Here is a 24,921-nt window from a genome sequence, read left to right on the forward strand (position 1 = left end):
CAGCAATGGTGGGAATAAGCGAGAAGAACCCGGCTTTTTCAGGCCCACACTGACGAAGGACAGATAAGCAGATGATGTCTGATGCGATAAGGGCGGTGATTCTCGGCGTTGTCGAGGGCGTCACCGAATTCCTGCCGGTTTCCTCCACGGGGCATCTCTTGCTCGCAGAGCGCTTCTTTGATCTGGGTGAGGATAATTTCTGGAAGAGTTTCGCCGTGCTGATTCAGCTCGGTGCCATTCTGGCGATCCTTGCAATTTACTTCGGCAAATTGTGGCATATTGCGCTGGATCTGTTCAAAGGCGATGCCGCGGCGCGCCGTTTCGTGATCGGTGTCCTCGTCGCATTCCTGCCCGCCGCGATCATCGGCGCCGCCGCCGGCGGCTATGTCAAAAGCTATTTGTTCAATCCGTGGGTCGTGTGCTTTTCGCTGATCGTCGGCGGCGCGATCCTGCTCTGGGTCGATCAGCTCGATCTTGAGCCGGTCCATCACGATGCCACGACGTTCCCTTTGCCGATGTATCTGAAGATTGGTCTGGCGCAGTGCGTGGCGATGATTCCAGGCGTGTCGCGCTCCGGCGCGACCATCGTCGGCGCCATGTTGCTCGGCGCCGAGAAGCGCGCAGCGGCAGAGTTCTCGTTCTTCCTGGCGATCCCGACCATGGTCGGCGCTTTCGTCTACGATCTCTACAAGAGCCGCGCCGATCTCTCGGTCGATCACGGCACGATCATCGCCATCGGCTTCGTGGTGTCGTTCATCACCGCGATCATCGTGGTGAAGAGCTTTCTGGGCTACGTCACGCGCCATGGCTTCACGCTGTTCGCATGGTGGCGCGTGATAGTCGGCACGCTCGGTCTGATCGCGCTGGCGCTGGGTTACTAAAATTCCGTGTCATCCCCGCCTGGCACGCCGAAGGCGTGCGTGGAGCGGGGGCCCACAACCACGGCCCCGGTGGTTAGAACGGCGAGGCCGTAATTGCTGCGCTTGAATGAGATCGACAACGTGTCTGGTTCCCCGCCTGCGCGGGGACGACATCGTCAGTTTATGCCGTTATGCGCGAACTGGCCGGTCGCGCGGAAACGCCAGAGATATTGTGGCGCAATGGCTTCCAGCGAATCGGCGGGGATGCCGAGGCCATCCAGCGTCAGGCCGGCCGCCTTGGCTGCGTCCGACACCACATTGTCGACACCAAGCATGGCGACCTGATCCGGCGTCAGCTTGAAGTCGCCGGGCGCGAATTGCAGGAAATACGACTGGAGCTTGGCGATGCCCATCGGCACCGGCAGCGTCATGCGCTTGCGTTCGATGGTCTTGAGAATGATGTCGATGATTTCACTCATCGTCAGCACTTCCGGACCGCCGAGCTCATAGGTGGCGCCCGGCTTGGTCTTGCCGTCGACGGCATCGGCCGCCGCCTGGGCCACATCGCCCACATAGACCGGCTGCATTTTCGTCGTGGCGCCGAACACCGGCATCACCGGGGCCATCCGGGCGAGATTGGCGAATCGATTGGTAAATTGATCCTCGGGGCCGAACACGATCGACGGGCGCAGGATGGTTGCCGATGGCACGGCTGCCAGCACGGCCTGCTCGCCGGCCGCTTTGGCGCGGGCATAGGCCGATTCAGAATTGGCATCGGCGCCGATGGCAGAAAACTGCACCATCCGCGCGCCGATTTCGGCGGCGGCCTGCGCCACCGCGCCGGCGCCCCGCGCCTGCACGGCATCAAAGGTCTGTGCGCCGCTCTCGGTCAGGATACCCACCAGATTGACGACGATGCTGGCGTCGCGCATCGCGGCCTTGATCGAGGCCGGGTGGCGCAGATTGGCCTGAACAATGTTGATCTGTCCGACACGGCCAAGTGGCTGCAGATGGCCGGCCAATTCCGGACGGCGCACCGCGACCCTGATCCGGTATTGGCGCTTGGCCAGCGCGCGGACCACATGGCGTCCCACGAAGCCGGATCCGCCGAAAACCGTGACGAGGGTGTCGATGGGGGCAGCCATGGATCAGTTCCTTGAGTCAGTCATGCAAGGGCAAAACGGGGGAATTTGGACCAATTCGCGATACGCCAACACGCGGGGCCTGTACAGCGGATTTGGAATTGAACGAAGCAATTTGACAAGCGCGTAACGGCCCCCTACTAACCGCGCCACGTGCCTCGCACGTGCCCAGGTGGCGGAATTGGTAGACGCGCTGGCTTCAGGTGCCAGTGGCTTAACGGCCGTGAAGGTTCGAGTCCTTTCCTGGGCACCACGCCCTCTCTATCTCGTTGTATTCGTTCAACTTCCCCTATTCCAAGGGGATTTGGCCGTCTCTCTGGTACACAGAGGCGGTACACATGCTCCTGAGAATGCCCTCTCCTGTTCGGCTCAATTCCGAAGTTCACTATCTCCGTAAGCGAGTCCCCAGTGAGGTGCTCGCTGCAGCCGTGAACACCACTCTCCGCATCCCTGTGGGCGAGGTCGTCGTGCCTGTGCGCGTCGGTCGCGGTGGCATCGTGAAGGTCTCGCTTCGGACCAGCGATCCCAAGATAGCCAAAGAACGCCAAGCGGCGGCGCTCTCCTATCTCGACAAGGTCTGGGCGTCGTTGAAGAACGGCCCTATTCGGCTTGACCATCACGATGTGACCGCGCTCGCTGGCGAGTGGTATAGGCGGACAAAAAAGGTCTGGGAGCGGGACCCCGGTCGGGCGACCTTGTGGGGGATCAAGAACCACGAGGCTCAGCAATGGGACGCGGCGACTGCTCAAGAGCAAATGTGGCCGCACGTAGAGGAGTTGCTGGAAGAGGTTGGGCTTCAAGTCACGGAAGAGACGAAGGTGCGCTTAGCTGCGGCTCTCCATCGCTCGTTCAAGGATGCCACTGCGTTGTTGGAGCGACGTGGACGGGGCGACTACGAAGCTGATCCGCTTGAGAAGAAGATACCCGAGTGGAAGCCCGCGACGTTGGCGAACGACCCGCCGACAAGGGTCCCCGTCATGGTGCTGTTCGCGGACTGGGAGCGGGAGGCGCGGCTTGCCAACCGCACCGAGAAGACACTCGACGAATACCGCTCGCTGCTGCAGCGGTTTGTAGACTTCGTTGGGCACGACGATGCCCTGAGACTGACCCCCGACGACGTGATCCGCTGGAAGGATGCACGCTTAGCCGCTGGCATCTCGCTCAAGACGGTCAAGCACTCCGACCTTGCGACCCTGAAGTCCATCTTCGGATGGGCTGAAGAGAACCGACGAATACCCCAGAGCCCCGTCCCGAAGTTGAAGCTGAAGCTCGGCAAGAAGAACCATGAACGCGAGAAGGGGTTCACGCACCCTGAGGCGATCTCCGTCCTACGCTCGGCACGCGATTACGTCGCCGCTCCGCGCGAACTGGACAAGACGGCAGCAGCCAAACGATGGGTTCCTTGGCTGTGCGCCTACACGGGCTCTCGGGTCGGCGAGATGGTCCAGCTTCGTCGTGGCGATATCGAGAGGCATGGTCGGTACTTGATCGCCACCATTACGCCTGAGGCAGGGAAGGTGAAGGACAAGCAGACGCGGCGTGTTGTGCTGCATCCGCATCTGCTGGAGCTTGGCTTCGCCGACTTCGTCAACAGCTCCTCAAACGGCTATCTCTTCGTCAATGCCAAGAACCGGGCAGAGGCCGAGGGGCGCGTTCAGGCCGTGAAGAACCGGCTGTGCGAGTTCGTGCGGACGACTGTGGAAGATGTGCGGGTGAGCCCTAACCACGGTTGGCGTCATCGCTTCCAGACAGTGGGCCGGAATGTTGACGCGAACGAAGGCGTTGTGAACGCTATCTGCGGCCATGGAAGGCGCGATGTGGCGGACGACTATGGTGACCGTACGTTCGAGGCGATGGCGACCGCTCTGGCTAAGTACCCGAGGTACGATCTTGAAGGGCTCTCGGGGGGGGGGACTCGCTGAGATGGCGGCAGCCTGAACCGCGCTCGGGCGCTGTAAGTGTTCGACGCAATCGTCATCGGTTTCGCTTAATTGCGGCCAGCTTGTCGCGTTGGTGAGCAATAGGTCCGTCGAGGACCGGGATGATTTCGTGGAAGCCGGCCAGCAGGTTCTTGGCGATGCGCGTCACGCAACCAAGCAGGCGGTGAATGTCCCCCTGAGTCTCCTTGAGCAGTTGCCCGGTCTCCACGGAGGTGTCTCCCGTATCGGCCAAATACTTCCGATCGACCACGCCGCCCTTGTGGGAATGGAGGTGCCTGCGGTGGAACATGCGATTTGTGAACGAGCGGTCGTGCGTGTCCAGTCCCTTAAGGACGTCAATGTCGAAGTCTGCTTTTAGCCCGGTCGCGATGTCGTCGAGCTGAGCGAAGTTGGCCTTCTCCCACCGTCCGTAACGGGCCGGGGTCATTGGTACGAGAGCGCATAGCTGTCGAGCGATGTTGCGGCCAATCGTGTCGAACCCGTCAACCGCTTCTTTCAACGCAGTTGCGAGCTGAATGCTGCCCCCGTTCACAGCGTTGCGGAGGGCTTCGACGTCAGCCTCCAGCATTGCCAGGTCGTTCCTCGTGCCGCAGCCAGAACAGAACGCGAAGCGGCCAAGTATGTCGTTTAGGTTCCCGCATGATTCGCAGGTGAACTTGGTCTGCTTCGATTTCTCGACGAAAAACTCAGGTGGAGTCGCAGGCATTCCTTCAGCTATGCCCCGATCCAACAATTCCCGCGCCCTGATCTCCCAATGTCCAGCCTTGTCTTGCTCAAGGACGCCCGTGAAGAAGCCGCAGGCTGCCCTCACATAGGCTCTTTGCGCGTCGCTCAAGCATTCGTGGGAGGCTGAATGCCCTCCGCAGTAACAGCACACAGCGGTTGCTGCGAAGCCGGGTGTCGCGGTTCTCCAGTAGCCGTCACAATGGGGGCACTTGCGGCCCCACATAGCCCTTTGATCCGTTGCGACAAGAACCTGAAAGCGACCATATCGCGGTGATTTATGATCGTTGAGGCCGGCGACGCCGACGGGCTCGCCAGTCTCAGTGGCCCAGATGCTGTACAGCGCCAGCGGTAGGGGCTCCGAGTACTGAATGCCCAGTGATCCAAGTAACCGGCCATCCTCGACGATGACATCGCATGTAAGCGTTACGTCGGAGATCGGGATATCCGTGAACTCTTCGTCCATTGTGGCTCCGCATCTACCGCCACCAAGCGGCAGCGCAATGTCGCATCGTAGGCTGACTTCTTGGCTCCGCGAACAAATACACTGATCGGGCCACGTCGATCATCATGTCGCATCATCTCTATGCCGCCCAGCTCGCCAGCGCTGCCTCTGCCGCGACCCGGTCATCCCTGATCCGGTAGACGGTCTGCCGACTAAGCCCAGTGGCTGATGCAATGTCGCCGACGCCTGCCGACAAATCGAGCATGTTCAACACGACCGTGAGCTGCTCTCGCGAAAAGCTCGGCTTGCGTCCTCGATATTTGGTCTCGGCCTCGGTGGCTTTCGCGAGAGCAATGCCGCCACGTTGAGCTTCCTTGATCGCTTCTGCGTTGGCCTGCGCTGTCGCAGCCATGAACGCGATGAGCGCGTCTCGGACCGCCATCTGCATTGGGTCGCTGGTCGCACCATCGAAAGTCATGCCGTTAATGACGGTGCGGATAATGACGCCCCTTCGCATAAACTCTCGGATGGCGTCGCTTACGTCACTGTAGTTGCGGCCAAGCCGATCAACCCACCGGACAACCAAGGTGTCGCCTCTGCGCAAGATATCGAACAGACGCTTGCCCTCGGGCCGCTCTGCGAGACGGGTGCTGACCCCCGAGACGCCATGGTCAGCAAGAACATGATCGAACTTGTAACCAGCGGCCTCGGCCTGAATGCGCTGGTGGTCGATGGTCTGGTCCTTCGTAGAAACTCGGGCATAGAGGATCGTGGACACAATGGGCTCCGTGTTCGATAGGCTTCTGTCCGATGAGTATCGTGTCCGATGGTGGTGGTCAACCCTAACGGACGCAGAAAGACGACGCCTTTCGCTGTTCGTATGGCTACAGCCTAACGTACGAGGACGCATCATTCGTCTACCTCAATCCTCATGCTAGGAAACAGCAAGTCTTACCGCCGTGAGCTGAGGCCGTGCATGTGGAACGCATTTCTAGTTCTTGTGGGGCTGACACTTCTGCCTTTGGCGGTATCGCTGTTCGGGCGCTTGAAGTCGATCTTGATGACGATGGCCCTCAGCTTGCTAGCGCTTATCTTCATCGTATGGCTATTCATGGAGCAGGGTTCGTCACCGCTGCTGTTCGGCCTCGTGACATCATGGGCGCTGGCGTGGTGGACCGCCTTTCACGGGATCAGAACCAAGCGGTCGTCTAGGGAGCATGCCCGACTGAGGCGGGCCGTCCGACAGCTATACTTCTGGCATCGTTATCGTAGCGGGAGGGGCAAGAATGCTGCACTTTGGCCCTCACCTCTTGATCGCCGAGATTTGCGCCACTCCTGACGTAGCCAATAAGCGATGACCCCGCATGGGGGATGCGCCAAGCACTCCCGGTCGAGGGGGAGGTGTTCTCAGATTTTCGCCAAAATCCCGAGGGTGACGGTTGACGATGGAGGGCCGCCCTCTGCTGCGGCATGGGCTTCTGCCTGGTCCTGCCGTGAGGCCCGACGGCAGGCGTGTCTCGGCGCAACGAGCCGTGTCGGGGAGTGAGCGATCACAGTGCGAGCCTTTATCCCTCCAATGGAAGAAAGGCGGTCGCCGGATAGCAATTGGCGCAAAATGGCAAGACCGGTGATCTGCCTATGCTCGAAATGGCCCCCACGTTAGTCAGATGAATGAAAAGGTACGTCCATGCTCCGCTCGGTTGGCATCAGTCTCGCATTTGCTTCGGTTGCACTGACCGGTGGAGCATTTGCCCAGGCGCCAGCCAGCAAAATGCCGGTCACCGTTGACAATTTCACCCGCGCGGAGACCGATCATTACCTCGCGGCGAATGCAAAGGCCGTAGGCGGGCTGGGCAAGTTTCAGCATTCCCGGGAGCCCGTATCGATCGATAAGCAAACGGTCATCCGCATGAATCGGGATACGCTGTATTCGTTTGCCGTATTTGATCTTGCCGGCGGGCCGGTAACGCTCTCGCTGCCTGACACGGGCAAGCGTTATATGTCGATGATGGTCGTCGATCAGGATCACTACCTGCCAATCGTCGCCTACGGCACGAAGCCGGTTACGTTGACGCAGAAATCCGTTGGCACCCGCTATGCCTTCGTCGCTGTCCGGACGCTGGTCAATCCCAATGATCCGAAGGATCTCGACGAAGTCCACAAGCTTCAGGACGCCATCAAGGTCAGCCAGAAGGCAACAGGCAAGCTCGACCTTCCAAACTGGGATGAAGGGAGCCTGACGGACGTCCGCAATGCGCTGCTCGGACTGGCAAAGTTCCAGACGTCGTTTCGCGGTTCCTTTGGCGCCCGCGGCCAGGTCGATCCGATCCAGCACCTGATCGGCACGGCTGCCGGGTGGGGTGGCATTCCGGACAAGGACGCCATCTACGTAAGCTTCACGCCTGCGAAGAACGACGGCAAGACGGTCTACATCTTCAATATGCCGAAGACTGTGCCTGTGAAGGATTTCTGGTCGGTCAGCGTGTACAACGCGAAGGGATTCTTCGAGAAAAACGAATACAATGCCTATTCGCTCAACGACATCACCGCGAAGAAGAATGCCGACGGCTCGGTGACAGTCCAGTTCGGCGGCTGTGACGGCAAGATCCCCAACTGTCTGCCGATCGTTGAAGGCTGGAACTACACCGTCCGGCTTTATCGGCCGGAGCAACCCCTTGCCAGCGGCGAGTGGAAACTCCCGGAGGCCAAGCCCTTAAACTGAGCCTCAAGCTGAAGGACTGAGCACACCTAATCCCCCACCGTCATCCCGATACGCCGACTGGCGTGTCAGAGGCCGCGCAGAAACACTCAAGGCGACACCCGGTTTCCCAGCCGGGATTGCTCGCGAAACTGTCGCGGCGCCACACCGGCAATTCGGCGGAAGGCGCGGCTGAAGTGTGCCGGATCCGTGTAGCCGGAAGAAAAGGCGATATCGATAATCCTGGCATCCGTGTCGCGCAAAAGTTTGCTCGCATTCTCATATCTGACGGTGTCGAGCAGATCTGAATAGCTCAGGCCGACATGCGCGAGCTTGCGCTGAAAGCTTCGTGTGCTGACGCCAGCCATTTCAGCGACTTCGGCAAGAGCTGGAATTCCGTCGTCCAGATAGGACGGCAGCATCAGTTTCAGCAGCTCAACGATGTCATAGCCGGAAGGGCCATCCTCGTGAGCGTGCGGCGCAGGGCTTAAATCTTTCCGACGGTTGGCGAGACTGAGGTGCGAGATCGGCAAGTCGATCCACGCGGCATGCTGCCCTGACAGGAATCGCACAGTTGGCCACAAGGATTGCGTCGCCGGACGCGGCGTGTAGCGCGCTTCAAAGGCGATCGTTGCCGGCGTCCAGTCGGGCCCCGCGAATTGCCGCACGATGTGTATGGAGAAAATGTTCTGGATCCATTGCAGATGCTCCATATGCAGGAGCCCCTCTGTCCCGGCGAGCCTGCTGCAAATCCGCACGTGATCGTCATCGTGCTCAATCCACATGCTCAGGATCGTATCCTCCCGCGGCGCCCATGTGCAGGCGTGCCGCAGGGCAACGAGCAGCGTCGGGGAGTGCGCGATCAGGGCCCGCGTTTTCTCGCGCATATGGGAGAAATGCAGCCGCTGGCTGGCCAGGAAGCCGAATTCTTCAATGCCCTGGCTTCTCCGCGCTGTTTCCATGAAACGGATTGCGGGCATCAGCGGGACATAGAGATCGCTCTTGTCCTGCAGGGACGACGGAAGCCGAAACTTTGTCAGAAGCGAACTCGTCGGCGCACCGGTCTCATCGAGAATCCCGACGAAGGGCAGAAGAAACTGGCAGCGCGTTAAAGGGATATTAGCCATTGGGTCTCGTCGCGATCATCAGTCAGCACTTTTCATCAGCCACAATTTCATTCGAATCGCTACTGGCGAGCCCGGAGAATGTCACCGTTCTCTTGCCGGCACCTGTCGGCCTCGAATTGCAACGGTCGCCGCGTCGAGTACATGCGGCAAGAATTCACCTGCAAATGACATGATCGGCAGCGATTGGCGCGAAGTGGCAAGACGGCCGGCCCTCGTCTGCACGAAATGACCCGGACAGGGTTCGCCTGTCGATCGGAAGGCAACCGGGCCGGGCGCAGGCCCCGGCTCCCCCAAGATTCCGCCCACGGAACGTCGGCACCGGCCCGGCTTTGCTTCCACCTTCACAATGAATCCGACAAGTAAACTGGAACCACCATATTGAGAACGCTGACCTGCGCCGAAACGGCTCAGACGGATTTGCGATCGGAGCGTGTACGAGACGGCATGATCTTCGTGAGTGCCGGAACGTTCTGGATGGGTTCGGATCGGCACTACCCCGAAGAGAGGCCGGCTCACCGCGTCAGTGTCGATGGGTTCTTCATTGACGAGACTCCTGTCACCAATACTCAGTTTGCCGAGTTCGTGGCCGCAACCGGATATCGCACGGTTGCCGAATCCGTGCCCGATCCAAAAGACTATCCCGGCATAATGCCGGAGATGTTGTATGCGGGCTCGCTGGTTTTTCGCGAGCCGACCGGGCGTGTCGGTCTTGATGACTGGTCGCAGTGGTGGTCGTTTCTCGAGGGCGCCAACTGGCGTCGTCCCTATGGTCCGGTTAGCAGCATCGAGGGACGAGATGATCATCCCGTCGTCCACGTCACCCACCAGGACGCGCTGGCCTATGCACGATGGAAGGGCAAGGATCTTCCTACAGAAGCCGAGTGGGAGTTCGCCGCCAGAGGAGGCCTCGAACAGGCCGAATTCGCATGGGGATCGGAGCTGATCCCCGATGGCCGGCATATGGCCAATACCTGGCAAGGGTCGTTTCCGACAGTCAATCATAACCAGGACGGATACGCCCGCACGTCGCCTGTGAAGGCTTTTCCGCCTAACGGATACGGCCTCTACGACATGATCGGAAACGTCTGGGAGTGGACGTCCGACTGGTACTCCGCGCAGCACGAAGCAGACACGACGAAAGCCTGCTGCGTGCCCAGCAATCCTCGCGGCGGCCATGAGTCAGCCAGCTACGATCCATGCCTTCCCGAAATAAAAATCCCGCGGAAGGTCCTCAAAGGCGGCTCGCATCTATGCGCTCCGAATTATTGCCGCCGCTATCGGCCTGCAGCTCGCCATCCAGAAGCAATCGATACTTCGACAAGTCACGTCGGGTTCAGATGCATTGTTCGAAACGGAGAATCGAATGGAAAAGCCTCCTAATAATCATCTCAGGGCGCGCTGGTTGGGCGTGAGCACGACTCTCCTGTTGTTGGGAACGCCTGCTGTCGCCCAGGAATCGCTGCCGTTTCCGCCGAAGCCCTCAGGGAGCAAAGCCGGACCGACGATCGCGGAGTCGACCTACAGCCCCCTGCCGGTGAAGTCGCATCTCCCGGCCAACGCGCCGAACATCGTCGTGATCATGCTTGATGATGTCGGTCCAGCGCTTCCGAGCACCTTCGGCGGCGTGATCGATACACGGACGCTGAGCCGCGTTGCCGGAGACGGGATCACCTATAACCGCTTCCACAATGCCGCGATGTGCTCACCCACCCGCGCGGCCCTGCTGACCGGGCGCAATCACCATCGCGTCGGCTCCGGCCAGATCACCGAACTGGCGAACGACTGGGACGGCTATTCTGGCCGGATCCCGCGCACATCGGCGACCGCGGCGAAGGTCCTCGGCTATTACGGCTATGCGACGAGCGCCTTCGGAAAATGGCACAACACGCCGGCCAACGAGACCACGGCGGTCGGCCCCTATACGAACTGGCCGGCCGGCCAGGGGATCGGCTTCGACTACTTCTACGGCTTCCTGGCGGGAGAATCCTCGCAATGGGAGCCTGCGGTCGTCGAAAACACAGTCCGGGTGAATCCGTCCGAAGGGAAGAAGGAATACCACTTCACCGAAGACATGACCGACAAGGCCGTCTCATGGATGAAGCAGGTCCGCGCGCTGACGCCGGATCGGCCCTTCTTCATGTATTGGGCCCCCGGCGCCTCCCATGGCCCGCATCACATCTTCAAGGACTGGGCGGACAAATATAAGGGCAAGTTCGACGAAGGCTGGGACGTCATGCGCGAACGCGTCTTCGCCCGCCAGAAGGAGCTCGGCTGGATTCCGAAGGACACCGAGCTGACGCCGCGGCCGAAGACGCTGGCCGCATGGACTGACATTCCCGAGGACGAAAAGCCATTTCAGCGTCGGCTCATGGAAGTGTTCGCCGGATATACCGAACACGCCGATGCGCAGGCCGGCCGATTGATCGATGCTTTGGACGAACTCGGCATCCGCGACAACACGCTCGTCTTCTACATCTGGGGCGATAACGGTTCGAGCGCGGAAGGCCAGAACGGCACGATCAGCGAGCTCCTGGCCCAGAACGGTATTCCGTCCGAGATCAAGGACCATATCCGCACCATGAACGAGCTCGGCGGCCTGGACGTGCTCGGCTCGCCCAAGGTGGACAACATGTACCATGCCGGCTGGGCCTGGGCCGGCTCCACGCCCCATCGGTCGACAAAGCTGATCGCCGCGCATTTTGGCGGCACCCGCACGCCGCTCGCCGTTTCCTGGCCGAGCAAGATCAAGGCGGACAAGACGCCGCGTCCGCAATTCCATCACGTCAACGATATCGTGCCGACGATCTACGACATCCTGCGCATCACGCCGCCGAAGCTCGTCGACAGCGTCAGCCAGGATCCGCTCGACGGCACCAGCATGACCTATTCCTTCGTGTCCCCGACGGCACCGGACCACAAGAAGGAGCAGTATTTCGAGGTCATGGGGAGTCGCGCCTACTACAAGGACGGGTGGATCGCTTCGACATTTGGGCCGAGAGTGCCTTGGCAAGCGGGCGTCGATCCCTCGATCATGACATGGTCGCCGAAGAACGATGTCTGGGAACTCCATGATCTCAAGAAGGATTTCTCGCAGGCGAAGGACGTCGCCGCCGCCAATCCTGGCAAGCTCGACGAGCTGAAGAAGGCTTTCGAGGTAAGCGCGAAAGATAATAAGGTCTATCCGGTGGGCGGCGCGCTATGGTCCGCGATCTTCCACCCGGAGGACGCACCGTCCAATCCCGCCAAGTCGTTCAGCTTCACGCAGGAGGTCGTCGGCGTTCCCGAGTTCACCGCGCCGAAGCTCGGATCGCGTAGCAACCTCGTCACCATCGATGCGGATTTGCAGCCCGCCTCGAAGGGCGTGCTCTATGCGCTTGGCGCCGTCTCGGGCGGCATCGCCCTGTGGGTCGAGGACGGGAAGCTCCACTACGAGTATAATCTGTTCGAGATCGAACGGACGCAGCTGGAAACGTCAGCCCCGCTCCCGACCGGGAAGGTCAAGATCGAGGTCGAAACAACGCGCAAGACCAGCGGCGCCCGCCCCGCGTCTCTCGACATCGTCATCCGCGTTGACGGCAAAGAAGTCAGCAAGGGCCGTGTCCCACGCGCGGCACCAGGTAGCTTTACCGCCAACGATGCCTTCGACGTCGGCCGGGACAGCTATTCCCCCGTCTCGCTCGCGTATTTCGACCGCAAGCCCTTTGCGTTCAACGGGAAAATCAATCGTCTACGGGTTGAGTATCTGAACTGAGTGGTCGTTTGACCACGTTGAGTAATCGTTGACTGGGAGCGGAGATCGAAGGTGTTCGCTGCTCCCGGTCGAGAACGAACTTCACTACCCCTGCAGATAACGCCTGCTGAATCTCGAAAGGAACGTTCAATGATGAAGCAACTTGCTTTTGTTCTTGCTGTTGCGTGCGCAGCCCCACTGGGCTCGGCTCAAGCCCAAACCGAATTGAAGGCCTATGCTGATGCGGATGGTTACATCAACGTGCAGAAGCTGACTTGCGCGCAACTTGCCGGAACGTATCAGGAAGACGCGAACTTTCTCGGCGTTTGGTACAGCGGTTGGTACAATGGCCTCGGAAAGAAGTCGTCCATCAACTTGCCCAGAGTTCGAGAAGGCATTCACGAGTTGATCGTCTACTGCAAGGCCAATCAAGGCACGACGATCATCAAGGCCATCGACGCTCTTCTGAAGGCCGAAAAGGTCCGCACGGCAAAATGAATGATGATTCCCGCATCAGTTTGAATTGCCGGCCCGGCTAACTAACAAGTAACAGGAAACATCCCTTGAAAAACCAATCCAGAACGCCCTTGAATGCGGGGCGCCGATCGATCCGCTCTGTTGCCGCGCTCCTGATCGCGTCGGGTTTATCTGCGACATGCATCGGAGCTGGCGCTGCCCGCGCGGATAATGCTGCATCCATCCTGCGCGCAATGTCCGACTACATCGCGAATCAAAAGAATGTTTCGATATCGTATGATTCCGATATTGAGATCATGACCCCGGACATGCAGAAGATTCAGTTTGCCAGTTCCGGGCAACTTACCCTCCATCGGCCGGACAAACTCCGCGTGACACGGACCGGCGGCTACGCCGACGTTGAGCTCGTATACGATGGCGCCAATTTCACCGTTTCCGATCGTGCCCGCAAAGTCTACGGGCAGATGCCAGTCCCCGGTACGATTGATCAACTCGTCGACCGCATTCGCGACAAGTCCGGTATCGAGGCGCCGGGCGCCGACCTTCTTCTCGCCAATTCCTATGCAGCCTTGATGGATGGAGTCTATGACGCCAAGCATATCGGCAGGGGTGTCATCGATGGCCATGAGTGTGAACACCTGGCGTTCCGTACGCCGGATGCCGACTGGCAGATCTGGATAGAACCAGGCGCGACGCCAATTCCGCGCAAATACATCATCACCACCAAAACGGTGACAGGCGCGCCTCAGTACACGCTCCGAATCAGCAGCTGGAAAACCAGCCCCGACACCAGTGCCGATGCATTCGCTTTCAAGCCGAGTGCAGACATGAAGAAGCGCGAGCTTCAGGATCTCGGCCATATCGACGAGATTCCTCCAGGAATCAGCCCCAGCGGAGAGAAGAAATGACTGGATCGAAAAGCAAGCTGCTGAAAATCGCCCTCGGAACGAGCGTGGCCATCCTGTGTCTGTCGGTCAGCGAACAGGCGTCGTTCACGCGTGGCGGCACGTTCATGACCTCGGCTGAGGCACTCATCGGAGCTCCGCTCACGCCCCTGAGTTACGCCGGCGTCGCGCGGCGAACGACGCGCCGAGCCGTCGTTGGTGGAGCCATCGTAGGCGGAGCAGTCGCGGGTGCAGCCGTCGTCGCCGCGCCACCCGCTTGCGTTCAGGCGGTCGACGTCTACGGCCGAATCTATAACCGGTGCTACTGATCGCACTCAGACCGAGGGCTCTTTCAGCAGGTGGTGGTTGTCGATTCACGTCGAGCAGCGACGATGCGGTGTTCTCAACGTTACTGAAATAGCTGGAGCGCGCTTCCATCGGAAAGCGCTCCAGCTTTTCTTGACGCATCCTGTCTCAGCGCGAATGCGTTTGCGCTGGAATGGCCCCATCCAAGATCGGCTCCCTTAGCGTGGTGTCGCCTTTCGATGTAACGCAACACCCTGCGAATAATGTAAGCAGCGCGGGAATTCGGTGTGACGAATATCGATTTACGCGTATGTTGATCCATTTTTGATTTGTGCTGTTTTACTACGCGGAGTTTGTTGATGCGCTTCTCTTTGACGATGACGGTCGCTGCCTGCGCCATGCTGTGCTGGTCACAAAGTCCAGTCATAGCAGCCGAAGGCGGCGTAAGTGTCTCCCTCCTCGGGTCACACGCAACCGGCGCGGGCATTACGCCGCCGCCCGGCGTCTTCTTTCAGAACGACTTTTATTATTACGACGGCAAACTCAGCGGCGGTCGAACTCTGCCGACTGGTGGTCTTCTCGTTGCAGACGTCTCGGCCCAGAGCTGGATCGAATTGCCAACAACACTCTGGGTTACACCTGCCAAGATTCTCGGCGGCAATCTCGCATTCTCGTTGACGGTGCCCGTTGGTGAGCCGCGCGTGAATGCAAATCTGCTGGTGAACTCGCCGCGCTTCGGGCCGATCGGTGTCGGCGTGACGGACAAGAATGCTAGCCTCAGCGACTTCTTTCTCCAGTCCTTTGTCGGGTGGCAGTCGGGCAATTTTCACTGGCAGCTCGGCGTCGGCGGTGTAATCCCGTCCGGAACGTATGTCGCCGGTCAACTGTCGAACGCCTCGCTGAACAGACCCGCGCTCGACGTCTTCGGCACTTTCACATGGCTAGATTCTGCCATTGGCTGGGATCTCTCCGCCGCGGTAGGCGTAACCTTCAACCAGACCAACACGGCGACCGACTACAAGAGTGGCGATGAATTCCACCTCGAATGGGCAGCAACTAAATACGTCACCAAGGAATTCACGCTCGGGCTCGTTGGTTACTATTACCAGCAACTGACGGCGGACTCCGGAACAGGCGCGAGGCTGGGCGCCTTTGAGGGTCGTGTCGTCGCACTCGGCGGCTCGATTGGGTACACGTTCGAGGTCGGGACGCTCCCGATTTCAACGCGCCTGAAAATCTATCGTGAATTCGATGCCGTGAACCGCATGGAAGGCACTGCCGGATACTTTACCGTGTCTGTGCCCGTCGCGTTGGATACCAATGTAATGGCGCTCGCCGATGGGCGCTCGATAAAAGCCAAATTCTAGCTCCTTCAACTGGGAAGCCTCCAGGCTTGTTCTTTGTCGATGTTCTGAGGAACGATGGATAGGATTGATGACGGCATATCAGTCAGGACACACCGGCTCACAAATTTCGAAGAACTCAGTGCCGCCGTTTATGGAGCACGCATCAGCGGGACGTAGAGATCGCTAAATGGCTTGACCGGCCGCGATTGGCGCGAAGTGGCAAGACGGTTGGCCTTCGTCTGTACGAAATGACCGGATAGGATCCGCCTGTCGATCAGAGGCAATCTGGCTGGACGCAGGCATCGGCGTCCGCGAACAATCCGCTCCACGGAACGTCGGCACCGGCTCGGCTTTGCTTCCGTCTTCCCAAGGAATCCGATAATTAAACTGGAACCACACCTTTACCGCCTCCGCTTCGATTGTTTTTTTCACGGGGCAACTGGTTGTGCCGAAAAAGTCAGGTGGCAACCATCTTCAGAGCACTGATCATTGCAGCAACCTACCGTTTTTGATCGGCGGCTCTGACTTACCTTCTAAGGGGCGGCTCGGTCAGATGGCGGGGACCCGCATTCGGGGAAACTCAGTCGCCTGATGATCCCGGCACTCTTGAAATGAATAGGGACTATCCATGACTGCAAACCTGGTTCGATCCGCAGGCGCATCCGTCTTCGTGCTGCTCACAATTTGCGGTCAAGTCCTCGCCCAATCGAGCGAAGCCCAACCGAAGGTCACTGATCCTCATTTCAAGATAGCGCCCGGCTATCTGAAGCCGTCCGAACTGCCAAACAGCCTGGTCCTGCTCGGTCCGCCCCCCGAGAAGGATTCGGCTGCGCTGGCCAGGGACGAAGAGGCGCGCAAGGCAACGCTCCCGCTGCGCGGCACCGACCGCTGGAAGCAGGCCTATACCGACGCCGACCTTGCCTTCCCGCAGGCCGCCGACAATTTTTCCTGCGCGATGGGCATCAAGATCGACAAGGAACAGACCCCGCGCCTCTATGCCATGATGCAGAAGATGCTGTCCGACTTCGGCCTGTCGACCTATGGCGTGAAGAACAAGTACAACCGCATTCGCCCCTTCGTCGTTCACAACGAAGCCACATGCAGGGCCGATCAGGAAGCGATTCTGCGTGGAGACGGCTCCTATCCGTCAGGCCATACGGCTGCGGGTTGGGGATGGGCCCTCGTCTTCGCACAGATCAATCCCGAGCGTTCCAACGAGTTGTTCACGCGCGGCATCGCTTTCGGCCAGAGCCGCGTGATCTGCGATGCGCATTGGCAGAGCGATGTCGATGCGGGCCGCATCATGGGGGCGGCGACTGTCTCGCGCTTGCAGACCAACGCCACCTTTCTTGCCGACCTCAAAGCTGCAAAGATGGAAGTGAAGGCTGCGAAAGCGAGGCGCGCTGCGCCGGTTTGTGCGGCCGAGACAACAGCCTTGTCCACGCAATAAGCGGGTTTTGATTTTGAGCAGCGGGCGTCTTCGACCGATTCATGGATGGTTTCTGGTTTGCACCATTTGCGTGGGCGTGACCGATGCTGCCTCCGGCAAGGACGACAACGATCAAGCGGCTCAATTTACCCCGCCAAACGTCTATCTGGATCTCCGCACCACCTATGCGACAGCGCCCGGCGGTGCGATCGGAATCGGCTTCGGCAACACGTCGCTGTTTTCGGTTCTGGGGGCGATCGCCCTCGCGGCCGGCCACACGCCGTCGATGGTGCCGACCCATAAAAAGTTGCCGGCAGTGCACGCGGTCACGATTGATATCCCTCTCACCGTCGATCTCAACGATCGGGTATCGGTCTATGGCGGCGTTTCAGTGAATGCCAACACGATGCCGCTCGGTGGCTGGACGGATATCGACATCGCGAGCTGGAACGTCGGCTTTCAGGCTGACCTCTACAAACAGAACGGCGGTGCGCTCCCCAGCATCACCTTGCAATCGACCATCACGCAATCGCTGCCGAGCGGGCCGTTCGCGACGACCAATTTCAACAACGTCATTGAGTTCGACTATGCATTGGACGAGGATCAAACCAAGGGATTTATCTTTGGCCTCCAGGACACCCGCGTCGCGGTCCAAAGCGCAACGGCTGAGGTCCGTTCGAGCATGATCGGATATGCCGGCGGCTACTATCAGTGGCCGAATAACTGGAAAGCGTCCGCCCGCGTCGGCGTGCAGTCATTCGGCGGCGTTGAACTCCTGAACAGAACGCTGATCCAGCCCTTTACCCAACCCATTATCCGCCTCGACCTCGACCGCATGGACGACAACGACAATCGCGTGTTCGGTGTGATGGTGCAGATCCAATGGATCCCGCAGCCGTCCTATCAATTGACGTTCAGGACGCCGCTCTATCTGACGGGGAATTAGCCAGCGTTTGTGTCTGAACTTACCAAGGCACTATGCCGGCATCGTCGACGCCCTGATACCGCTTGAAGCCGCTAATATTCTGAATCGACTTCCGCTTTCGGCGGGATAGCCAAGATAGCTGGACTTCCCGCTAGGCACGCCCGTGCCGCGGTTGACCCGCTCGGACATCGGCGGGTTTGCGGTCAACATAAACACCCCACGGTTTTTCCTTTCCTTTCCTTACCTCGGTGAGGGGCAGGGCTGGCCGTTTGGAAGCACGCATTTGGCAGCTGGTGGTGCTGGACGTGCGGCAGGTGGCGGCGGCGGTGCCGGACGCGCAGCAGGCGGCGGCGGCGGTGCCGGACGCGCAGCAGGCGGCGGCGGTGGCGCCGGACGTGCAGCAGGTGGCGGCGGCGGTGCCGGACGCGCAGCAGGCGGCGACGGTGGCGCCGGACGTGCAGCAGGTGGCGGCGGCGGTGCTGGACGCGCGACAGGTGGCGGTGGCGGCGCGGGACGCGCGGCAGATGGTGGCGGCGGTACTGGACGCGCCGAAGGTGGCGGCGGTGGTGCCGGACGCGCAGCAGGCGGCGTGGCGGCCGGCTTCGTTGCCGAATGCGGAGTTGCTGGCACCGCGGGCGCAGGCCCAGGAGTTTGGGACGATTTTGCGCCGACGGGCGGAGAAGCCTTCGGAGATGCAACAGCTGGAAGCGGCTGGCCGTTGGTTCCTGGTAGCGCCGATCCCGGCTTGTTCGCACCCGGAGCTACAGGGGCTGCTGGCGCCGGCGAAGATTTCGCACCGGAAGCTGGCGATGCGCCTGAAGCTGCGCCGGGGACAGGCGGAAGCGGCTGACCATTCGCTCCGGGTAGAGCCTGTCCCGGCGGCTTGTTGATTGCATTTGGAGTCGAAGGCGCTCCTGGGGCCGGCGGTGTCCCCGGCTTTACAGCTGTCAACGGGCGCGCACCGGGCGCGACATTTGTGGGTGACGTCGGAGCCGGACCTGTTGTCGCTGGCGTGGACTTTGTACCAGCCGGCGGCAGTGCACCGGGAACAGGCTTGCCGTCGGGGCCGATGGCGCCTGGCGGCGGCGTTGGCCCTGTTGCTGGCGTGGATTGCGCCTGAGACGGCACCGGCTGTCCTGGAATAACAGGTTTGGGCGCCTGCACCGGTGGAGGGTTGGGCGCGAGCGCAGCCTTGGTCGCGACGGAAGGCGGCAGCGAAGGCGCCAGAAGCGCAGCAGCCCCTGCACCCGCAACCCCCGCAGCGATGACGCGGCCAGCTCCGGACGAGGGCGCCGGCGCCTGTCCCGCGCCTTGCACTGGAGCAGCGGGCGGAGGCGCAAGGGTTTGGGCCTGTCCGCTGGGATTGGTGATCGTCACCACATTCGTCGTGTTGTTGACGACGACGGTGTTGTGAATGTTGTTGTAGATGATGTTGCTCGGCGGAGGTGCCACATACTCAGGTGGCCGCACCCATACGGGAATGGGCGAATAATCCGGGACCGGAAGAATGAACGCATAGACCGGTGGCGGCGGTGGCGGCAGATCGACAAAATAGACCGGACGCGGCGGCAGGAAGATGACCGGCGGCGGAGGCGGTGGAGCAAATCCGAAATCGGGATCGTCGAACATCAAAACCGGGCGCTCAACGTAGATTACTTCCTCTGGCGGCGGCGGCGGCACGTCGTATGCGATGACGGAAAACTGCGGCGGCGGTTCAAAGGCTGCTGAAAGATAGGCAAGCCGGCGACGGGCATCATCCGCGTGTGCGCCCCGTGGGTAGCGGCGAAGATAGGACCAGTAAGCGGGTGGCGTGTTGACACCCCGCGTTCGGCGCCAGGTGATCGCCTCGCGGCGCGCCGCGACGATCGCGCGAACCCGCCGCGCCATCGGATCATCGGGATAGGCAGCGAGGAAGGCCTCGTAGTCCTCCAGCGTGTCACGGTCCACGGCGGCCAGGTAGGCTTCCTGCGAGCTGAAATCGCGAAGCGGTCTTGATCGGATCGAGGAGGCTTGCTCACGCGAAACCGCAGGCGGAGGCGCGTCGGGCGCGCGGTCGAAGAAATAGAATGGCGCCTCTAACTTCGACGCATTCCACGGGACTTCCGCGCCCTTGGTTGTCTCGTTAACGCGGAGCCGAATGCGGCTGAAGAGGTCTTCCACCCGCAGCCCGCCTTCACGCATCATTTCGGCGAGCGCTTGGGCATATGCCGAATAGGGCCCGGCCTCAGTGGGTGCCACCGTACCAGGTGCCGCATTGAAGGCGATAAACATGCCTTGTTCGGGCTCGACGAGTGCCAGTCCGCCGGTTAGCGGGGGGCCGATTTTGGCGAAGGGATTGGTTCGCGCAATGTCGAGGACCACCATGCTCGCCTTCAATTTCAGCGCGGCAAGCGGAGCCATATAGTCGGATAACCGGAGCGCTTCCGCCGATATATTGACGTCGCGAGCGATCCTGGCATCGACCGGCACGAAATAATTCTCGCCTTCAAGCTGCAATCCATACCCGCCAAGATAGATGAAGGCGACCGTCTCCGGTCCAGAGGACGATGCCTTGTCCAGGAACTCCCGGAACGTCCGACGCAGCGAATCCTGATCCAGATCTCGTGCCCCGGTGACGTCGAAGCCGGCAGCCTGAAGTGTTTGCGCAATCAAGCCGGCATCGTTCGCGGGGGTCGGCAGGGCACCTGCCTGATAGTTCGCATTGCCGATCACCAGAGCGATGCGCCGTTCGGACGGCGCGGCGTTCGATGTGCTTCCACCGACCAGCATGAGTGCCAACAGAAAAGCAGCGAACTTCGAGATCGATGTCATGACCATCCCGCCAAATCGTTGGGTCCAGCGTTACACATAAATTCAACGGCGTTGAACGAATTCTGAATGGAACTGGTCGGAATTAAGACGCGACCAAAGAGCATGATGAGAGCAGCAGGATAGTTACTTTCGATCTTGGTATGTCCGAGCAAATGCCGGACGGACCTGAGGTTGCCTGTGCGCCGATAAATCAGGGTAGCTTTTTGTGCGTCGCCGCGAATGCGTCGCAAACAGCTTCGGATCAAGTCCGGCACCGCCGATCCAGTCCGATCCAGGACGCGCATGATGGCGGGTGGTCATGCTGGTGTGGGGGCCTTGATGTAATCATCGACGGCTTGGCGAGTTCGTTCGCCCAATTCAAACCTGACGGGCAGCCCGTTTTCCTTTGTCGTACCGCTGCGCGATCCGCCGTGCAGCCGCTGGCTCGGCAGCAAATAACCTGTAGCGACTGACCTACACCGGACATCGCCCGGCTTTACCAAAGCTCAGCTCGAGAGCGACGAATGCACCTGTACGCTCAGAACGCCGGGTGATATGCTTTCGCGGTTGGGACAACAGGTCGCCGGTCCGTTAACCGTCGCGTGGTTTCCCGGAATGATGCAGGGCATTCAAATCGAGTCCCGATCCCGCATTGATCCGGATTTTCGAGACAATTGGATTATCAGGCGGCTACATAGTCCCGCGGACAAGGCGATGGAGGTGTGCCATGGCTGCATCTAACTGGCGTCTCGAAGGCGAATGGATCAAGAACTGCAACTGCGCATTCGGCTGTCCCTGCGATTTCAATGCCCCGCCGACTCATGGCTCCTGCAAAGGTATGGTAGCCATGAGAATTACCAAAGGCCATTTCGGAGATACCAGGCTCGATGGTCTCGTTTTCGCGGCAACAGTTGATTTTCCTGGAGCGCTGCATGAGGGCAATGGGCAGCTGCAGCCGATCATTGATGAGCGCGCCACGCCGGAGCAGCGCCAGGCCCTTTTCGAGATCATGTCGGGCAAAAATTCGGCTGAAGGCACAATGTTTCATATCTTCAGCCTGATCGTAACCAAGATCCATGATCCGCTGTTTGTGCCCTTCGAGTTTTCGTTCGACAGGAATGGGCGCGTCGCGCGACTCGTCGCTAAGGGCGTGCTGGAAACCGATGTCGAGCCGATCAAGAACCCGGTGACGGGCGCTCCCCATCGCATTCAAGTGGTGATGCCTGAGGGCTTTGAGCACATCTCCGCCGAGATTGCGTCTGCCAACATCCACTCGACCGGGGCAATTAAATTCGACACCAAGGGCACACACAGTTCTCTCGCAAACGTCGTACAGACGCCCGACGGCGTCGCGGCCTGATGCCATGTTGAGTGCTGTACGGATGTGAACCCAATGGCTGAGCTATTGGCGCTGGAACACCTGATGCGGCGCGACCGCCTTGTCGTTGCCGTAGGGCTGGCCTGTGTGGTGACGCTGGCGTGGATATATCTGGTTATCGGGGCCGGTATGGACACCGACATGGCCGACATGGCGATGGATGAGCCAATGCCTTGGTCGCCGCTCTATGCTGCGCTCGTGTTCGTCATGTGGTGGGTCATGATGATCGCCATGATGGTGCCGAGTGCTGCTCCCATGATCCTGTTATTTACGACAATCCGCCGCAAGCAAGAGGCCTCTGTTAATCCGTCGGCAGAGGCCTGGATCTTTTGCGGCGGCTATCTCCTGGTGTGGGCAGGTTTTAGCCTCGTCGCGATCCTGATACAGTGGAGCCTCGAACGACTCGGGCTATTGTCAACGGCTTTGGCAAGTACAAGCGCCGTGTTCGGCGGTCTCGTTCTGCTTGCCGCAGGATTTTATCAGTTCACGCCGGTCAAGTACGCCTGTCTTCACTACTGCCAGAGTCCGGTCCTGTTCCTGAGCCGGTACTGGCAACCGGGTGCAGGGGGCGCACTTCGCATGGGCCTGCGGCACGGAGGCTACTGCCTCGGCTGTTGCTGGTTTCTGATGGCACTATTGTTTATTAGCGGCGTCATGAATCTTGTCTGGATTGCCGGCATCGCCCTCTATGTCGCATTCGAGAAATTGCTACCGCGCGGCCGCGCATTCAGCCGCGCCGCCGGTGTCGCGCTAGGCGCTTCGGGCATCTTTGTACTTGCCCGCTCGTTCGTTTAATTTAACGAGTTTCATGCCAGCGTCGGTGGTCGAAGTTAGATCGACGTCGGTACATCTAAGTCTTACGAAGCGCTCATTTGCGGTGGCGATAAGTTTTGATTTTGCTCGTGGAAAAGCCTTTGGCCAACAATCCTTTCCCGGGCACCACAGTGCTCCAGAGTCTCTGATATTCAGAGCAATTCAGTGAATTTGGCGGTTTGAGGCCGAGCGTTCGATACGTGCGGGCATGGAGGTGCCGCCGCCGCGAAGCGCGCGCCAACCGCGAATAGACATCGCACCCTGCTTCTAGCGGGCAATCGCCTGATCATAAGCCGCGACAGATGCCTGTGCGGTCGCCTTCACCTCGATAGCGCTCATTCCAGGTCGGTACAGGCTGCTGCCGAGGCCGAAGGCCTGTATGCCGGCGGCGACATAGTCCGCGAAATTCCGGTCGGAAACACCACCAACAGCCCCGATCACGGCATCCTTGGGCAGAACCGCGCGAATGGCGGCGATGCCGGACGGGCCGAGGATCGATGCCGGAAAGAATTTCAGTGCAGAAGCTCCCGCGCGCAGCGCGAGGAAAGCTTCGGTTGGCGAGAACACGCCGGGCATCGTAACCATGCCGCGGCTCACCGCCATTGCCAGCACATCGACATCGACATTCGGGCTCACCATCAGGCGTCCACCGGCATCGGCGACGCGGGCGCAGTCATCTGCGGTGAGGACGGTGCCGGCGCCGATCAGGGCGTCATTGCCAAATCGTTTGCAGATACGCGCGATGGAATCGAACGGATCAGGCGAGTTCAACGGCACTTCAATCATTTCGAAGCCGGTATCGATCAACGTCTCGACGATGCCCTCCACCTCGTCGGGCTGCACGCCGCGCAGAATGGCGACGAGCGGACGCTTCACGCTGGGCCAACGGATTGGCTGGTTCATGTGAACTGAGCTCCCCACAGATGGATTGCGGCCTTGGTCAGGCCGTGTTGCGACGCGCGTTCGGCATCGACGATGGCGACCTCGAAACCGGCAGCCGCAAGCGCCGACGCATAGAGATCCTTGAGCGCGCCGGCGCCGATCAGGCGCACTGGATGCCGCGTGCCATAGCGCGATCCCGCATCGGCGATTTCCGTGCCGATCAGGAGGCCCGACAGGCGAGCCGCGCCGTCGGCCTGTTGCTGGAAGCCTAGCAGTTGCGCCGCGCGCAAGCTGAATAGCGAGGCGGTCAAGCCGATCGGCGCATCGCTCGCGCGCTGCAAGCCATCGCGGAATGCGTCATTCGCGGCGGGCGAACCCGCATCGCGATCGACGGCGTGTTTCAGGATGCTGTGCTGAGTGATGACCGAAAATAGTTCGCCGGTCATATAGGTCGTGAATGACACCACGCTGCCGGCGTCGATCCAGACCCATTTGCTGTGGGTGCCCGGAATGCAGACCAGACCGGTGAAGTGAGGCTCGGTCACGCCGAGCAGTTGCGTCTCCTCGCCGCGCATAACGTCGGGCGCCGCGGCGTCGGCCTGGGCGATGCCGGGCAGAATACGCACGTCGCCTTGTGTATCGACACGCTTCGCGCCGTCGTGCAAGGCGTCGAGCCGTGTCGGTGTGTGCAGATAGGGAGCCTCGATCCAGCCCTGCCGTGCGCCGGCCATGCCGCAGATCAACACGGGCAGGTTCTGCATTCCGCCAAGCCTGGCGAGATGATCAGCGAGCACCGGCGCGAAGCCGGCAGCCGCGCAATGCAGCATGCCTTCAGGCCCGCGCGTCTCCGCAAGCACGCTGCCATCGGCGGCCGTCAACCAGCCGCGAAAGCTGCTGGTGCCCCAATCGACCGCGACGAAAGCCGGTTTGCCTGATGTCACGTTTTGCTCCGGCTTGCCATGGCATGAATTTGTGCCGAGCATAGCCGAAAGTCTCGCTCATGGAAGGCTGTTCAAGACGGTCGAG

At 60.3% G+C, this 24,921-nt stretch carries 20 protein-coding genes, 1 tRNA gene and 1 pseudogene; 15 read left to right on the forward strand and 7 right to left on the reverse strand.

Annotated features, from left to right (window positions below; genetic code table 11):
- Positions 1-71: 71 nt before the first annotated feature.
- Positions 72-881, forward strand: a complete 810-nt coding sequence (locus AC1RLZ_RS16405) for an undecaprenyl-diphosphate phosphatase (RefSeq protein ID WP_493189463.1) — start codon at positions 72-74, stop codon at positions 879-881.
- A gap of 155 nt (positions 882-1,036) precedes the next feature.
- Here the strand turns inward: AC1RLZ_RS16405 and AC1RLZ_RS16410 are convergent, their stop codons facing one another.
- Positions 1,037-2,005 carry a complex I NDUFA9 subunit family protein gene (locus tag AC1RLZ_RS16410; protein WP_493189464.1) on the reverse strand — a complete coding sequence of 323 codons (969 nt, stop codon included), beginning with the start codon at positions 2,003-2,005 and terminating at the stop codon, positions 1,037-1,039.
- Between the two features lie 163 nt (positions 2,006-2,168).
- On the opposite strand from AC1RLZ_RS16410, the gene AC1RLZ_RS16415 reads away from it, so the two are divergent.
- Positions 2,169-2,255 (forward strand) — tRNA-Leu (locus AC1RLZ_RS16415).
- A gap of 175 nt (positions 2,256-2,430) precedes the next feature.
- Positions 2,431-3,924, forward strand: a complete 1,494-nt coding sequence (locus AC1RLZ_RS16420) for a site-specific integrase (protein ID WP_493189465.1) — start codon at positions 2,431-2,433, stop codon at positions 3,922-3,924.
- Positions 3,925-3,976: 52 nt separating this feature from the next.
- On the opposite strand, the gene AC1RLZ_RS16425 is transcribed toward AC1RLZ_RS16420, so the two are convergent.
- Both AC1RLZ_RS16425 and AC1RLZ_RS16430 read right to left on the reverse strand, forming a co-directional pair.
- Positions 3,977-5,131 (reverse strand): hypothetical protein, encoded by a 1,155-nt coding sequence (locus AC1RLZ_RS16425; protein ID WP_493189466.1) that lies wholly within the window; start codon positions 5,129-5,131, stop codon positions 3,977-3,979.
- A gap of 118 nt (positions 5,132-5,249) precedes the next feature.
- The gene (locus AC1RLZ_RS16430) at positions 5,250-5,888 is read right to left on the reverse strand and encodes a recombinase family protein (RefSeq protein ID WP_493189467.1); all 639 of its coding nucleotides are present in this window, start codon (positions 5,886-5,888) and stop codon (positions 5,250-5,252) included.
- Positions 5,889-6,797: 909 nt separating this feature from the next.
- Here AC1RLZ_RS16430 and AC1RLZ_RS16435 point away from each other — a divergent pair.
- On the forward strand, positions 6,798-7,832 hold the full coding sequence (locus tag AC1RLZ_RS16435; RefSeq protein WP_493189468.1) for a DUF1254 domain-containing protein: 1,035 nt from the start codon (positions 6,798-6,800) through the stop codon (positions 7,830-7,832).
- Between the two features lie 86 nt (positions 7,833-7,918).
- Here the strand turns inward: AC1RLZ_RS16435 and AC1RLZ_RS16440 are convergent, their stop codons facing one another.
- Entirely contained in the window at positions 7,919-8,935 is a 1,017-nt protein-coding gene (locus AC1RLZ_RS16440; RefSeq protein WP_493189469.1) for a helix-turn-helix transcriptional regulator, read from the reverse strand.
- A 444-nt stretch (positions 8,936-9,379) separates the two neighbouring features.
- Between AC1RLZ_RS16440 and AC1RLZ_RS16445 the strand changes: the two genes are divergently transcribed.
- The 9 genes from AC1RLZ_RS16445 to AC1RLZ_RS16485 all read left to right on the forward strand — a co-directional run bounded on the left by AC1RLZ_RS16445 (position 9,380) and on the right by AC1RLZ_RS16485 (position 18,922).
- A complete protein-coding gene (locus AC1RLZ_RS16445) occupies positions 9,380-10,315 on the forward strand; it encodes a formylglycine-generating enzyme family protein (protein WP_493189470.1) in 936 nt (311 codons plus the stop codon).
- Positions 10,299-12,686 (forward strand): arylsulfatase, encoded by a 2,388-nt coding sequence (locus AC1RLZ_RS16450; RefSeq protein ID WP_493189471.1) that lies wholly within the window; start codon positions 10,299-10,301, stop codon positions 12,684-12,686. Before AC1RLZ_RS16445 ends, AC1RLZ_RS16450 begins: the two co-directional genes overlap by 17 nt.
- Before the next feature lie 129 nt (positions 12,687-12,815).
- Positions 12,816-13,163, forward strand: coding sequence for an HdeA/HdeB family chaperone (locus AC1RLZ_RS16455; RefSeq protein WP_492235749.1), 348 nt, complete (start codon positions 12,816-12,818; stop codon positions 13,161-13,163).
- 65 nt (positions 13,164-13,228) lie between these two features.
- A complete protein-coding gene (locus tag AC1RLZ_RS16460) occupies positions 13,229-14,050 on the forward strand; it encodes a DUF2092 domain-containing protein (RefSeq protein ID WP_493189472.1) in 822 nt (273 codons plus the stop codon).
- Positions 14,047-14,355, forward strand: coding sequence for a hypothetical protein (locus AC1RLZ_RS16465; protein ID WP_493189473.1), 309 nt, complete (start codon positions 14,047-14,049; stop codon positions 14,353-14,355). The genes AC1RLZ_RS16460 and AC1RLZ_RS16465 overlap by 4 nt, the downstream gene beginning before the upstream one ends.
- 336 nt (positions 14,356-14,691) lie before the next feature.
- Positions 14,692-15,699 (forward strand): SphA family protein, encoded by a 1,008-nt coding sequence (locus AC1RLZ_RS16470; protein ID WP_493189474.1) that lies wholly within the window; start codon positions 14,692-14,694, stop codon positions 15,697-15,699.
- 607 nt (positions 15,700-16,306) lie between these two features.
- Positions 16,307-17,128 (forward strand): acid phosphatase, encoded by an 822-nt coding sequence (locus AC1RLZ_RS16475; RefSeq protein ID WP_493189475.1) that lies wholly within the window; start codon positions 16,307-16,309, stop codon positions 17,126-17,128.
- A 76-nt stretch (positions 17,129-17,204) separates the two neighbouring features.
- Positions 17,205-18,053, forward strand: a complete 849-nt coding sequence (locus AC1RLZ_RS16480; RefSeq protein ID WP_493189476.1) for a hypothetical protein — start codon at positions 17,205-17,207, stop codon at positions 18,051-18,053.
- A gap of 248 nt (positions 18,054-18,301) precedes the next feature.
- Positions 18,302-18,922 (forward strand): hypothetical protein, encoded by a 621-nt coding sequence (locus AC1RLZ_RS16485; protein WP_493189537.1) that lies wholly within the window; start codon positions 18,302-18,304, stop codon positions 18,920-18,922.
- A gap of 1,183 nt (positions 18,923-20,105) precedes the next feature.
- On the opposite strand, the pseudogene AC1RLZ_RS16490 reads toward AC1RLZ_RS16485, so the two are convergent.
- A pseudogene (locus AC1RLZ_RS16490) lies at positions 20,106-20,849 on the reverse strand (caspase family protein); the annotation flags it as partial.
- A gap of 700 nt (positions 20,850-21,549) precedes the next feature.
- Here AC1RLZ_RS16490 and AC1RLZ_RS16495 point away from each other — a divergent pair.
- Complete coding sequence (locus tag AC1RLZ_RS16495; protein WP_493189477.1) at positions 21,550-22,182, forward strand: DUF1326 domain-containing protein; 633 nt, start codon at positions 21,550-21,552, stop codon at positions 22,180-22,182.
- A 33-nt stretch (positions 22,183-22,215) separates the two neighbouring features.
- Complete coding sequence (locus AC1RLZ_RS16500) at positions 22,216-22,995, forward strand: DUF2182 domain-containing protein (protein WP_493189478.1); 780 nt, start codon at positions 22,216-22,218, stop codon at positions 22,993-22,995.
- A 285-nt stretch (positions 22,996-23,280) separates the two neighbouring features.
- Here AC1RLZ_RS16500 and AC1RLZ_RS16505 read toward each other — a convergent pair whose 3' ends face one another.
- On the reverse strand, positions 23,281-23,916 hold the full coding sequence (locus AC1RLZ_RS16505; protein ID WP_493189479.1) for a 2-dehydro-3-deoxy-6-phosphogalactonate aldolase: 636 nt from the start codon (positions 23,914-23,916) through the stop codon (positions 23,281-23,283).
- Positions 23,913-24,878: a 2-dehydro-3-deoxygalactonokinase gene (locus AC1RLZ_RS16510; RefSeq protein WP_493189480.1), complete on the reverse strand. Its 966-nt coding sequence runs from the start codon at positions 24,876-24,878 to the stop codon at positions 23,913-23,915. The genes AC1RLZ_RS16505 and AC1RLZ_RS16510 overlap by 4 nt, the downstream gene beginning before the upstream one ends.
- Positions 24,879-24,921 lie beyond the last annotated feature (43 nt).

This window comes from Tardiphaga sp. GW822-FHT04G09 (assembly GCF_058800725.1).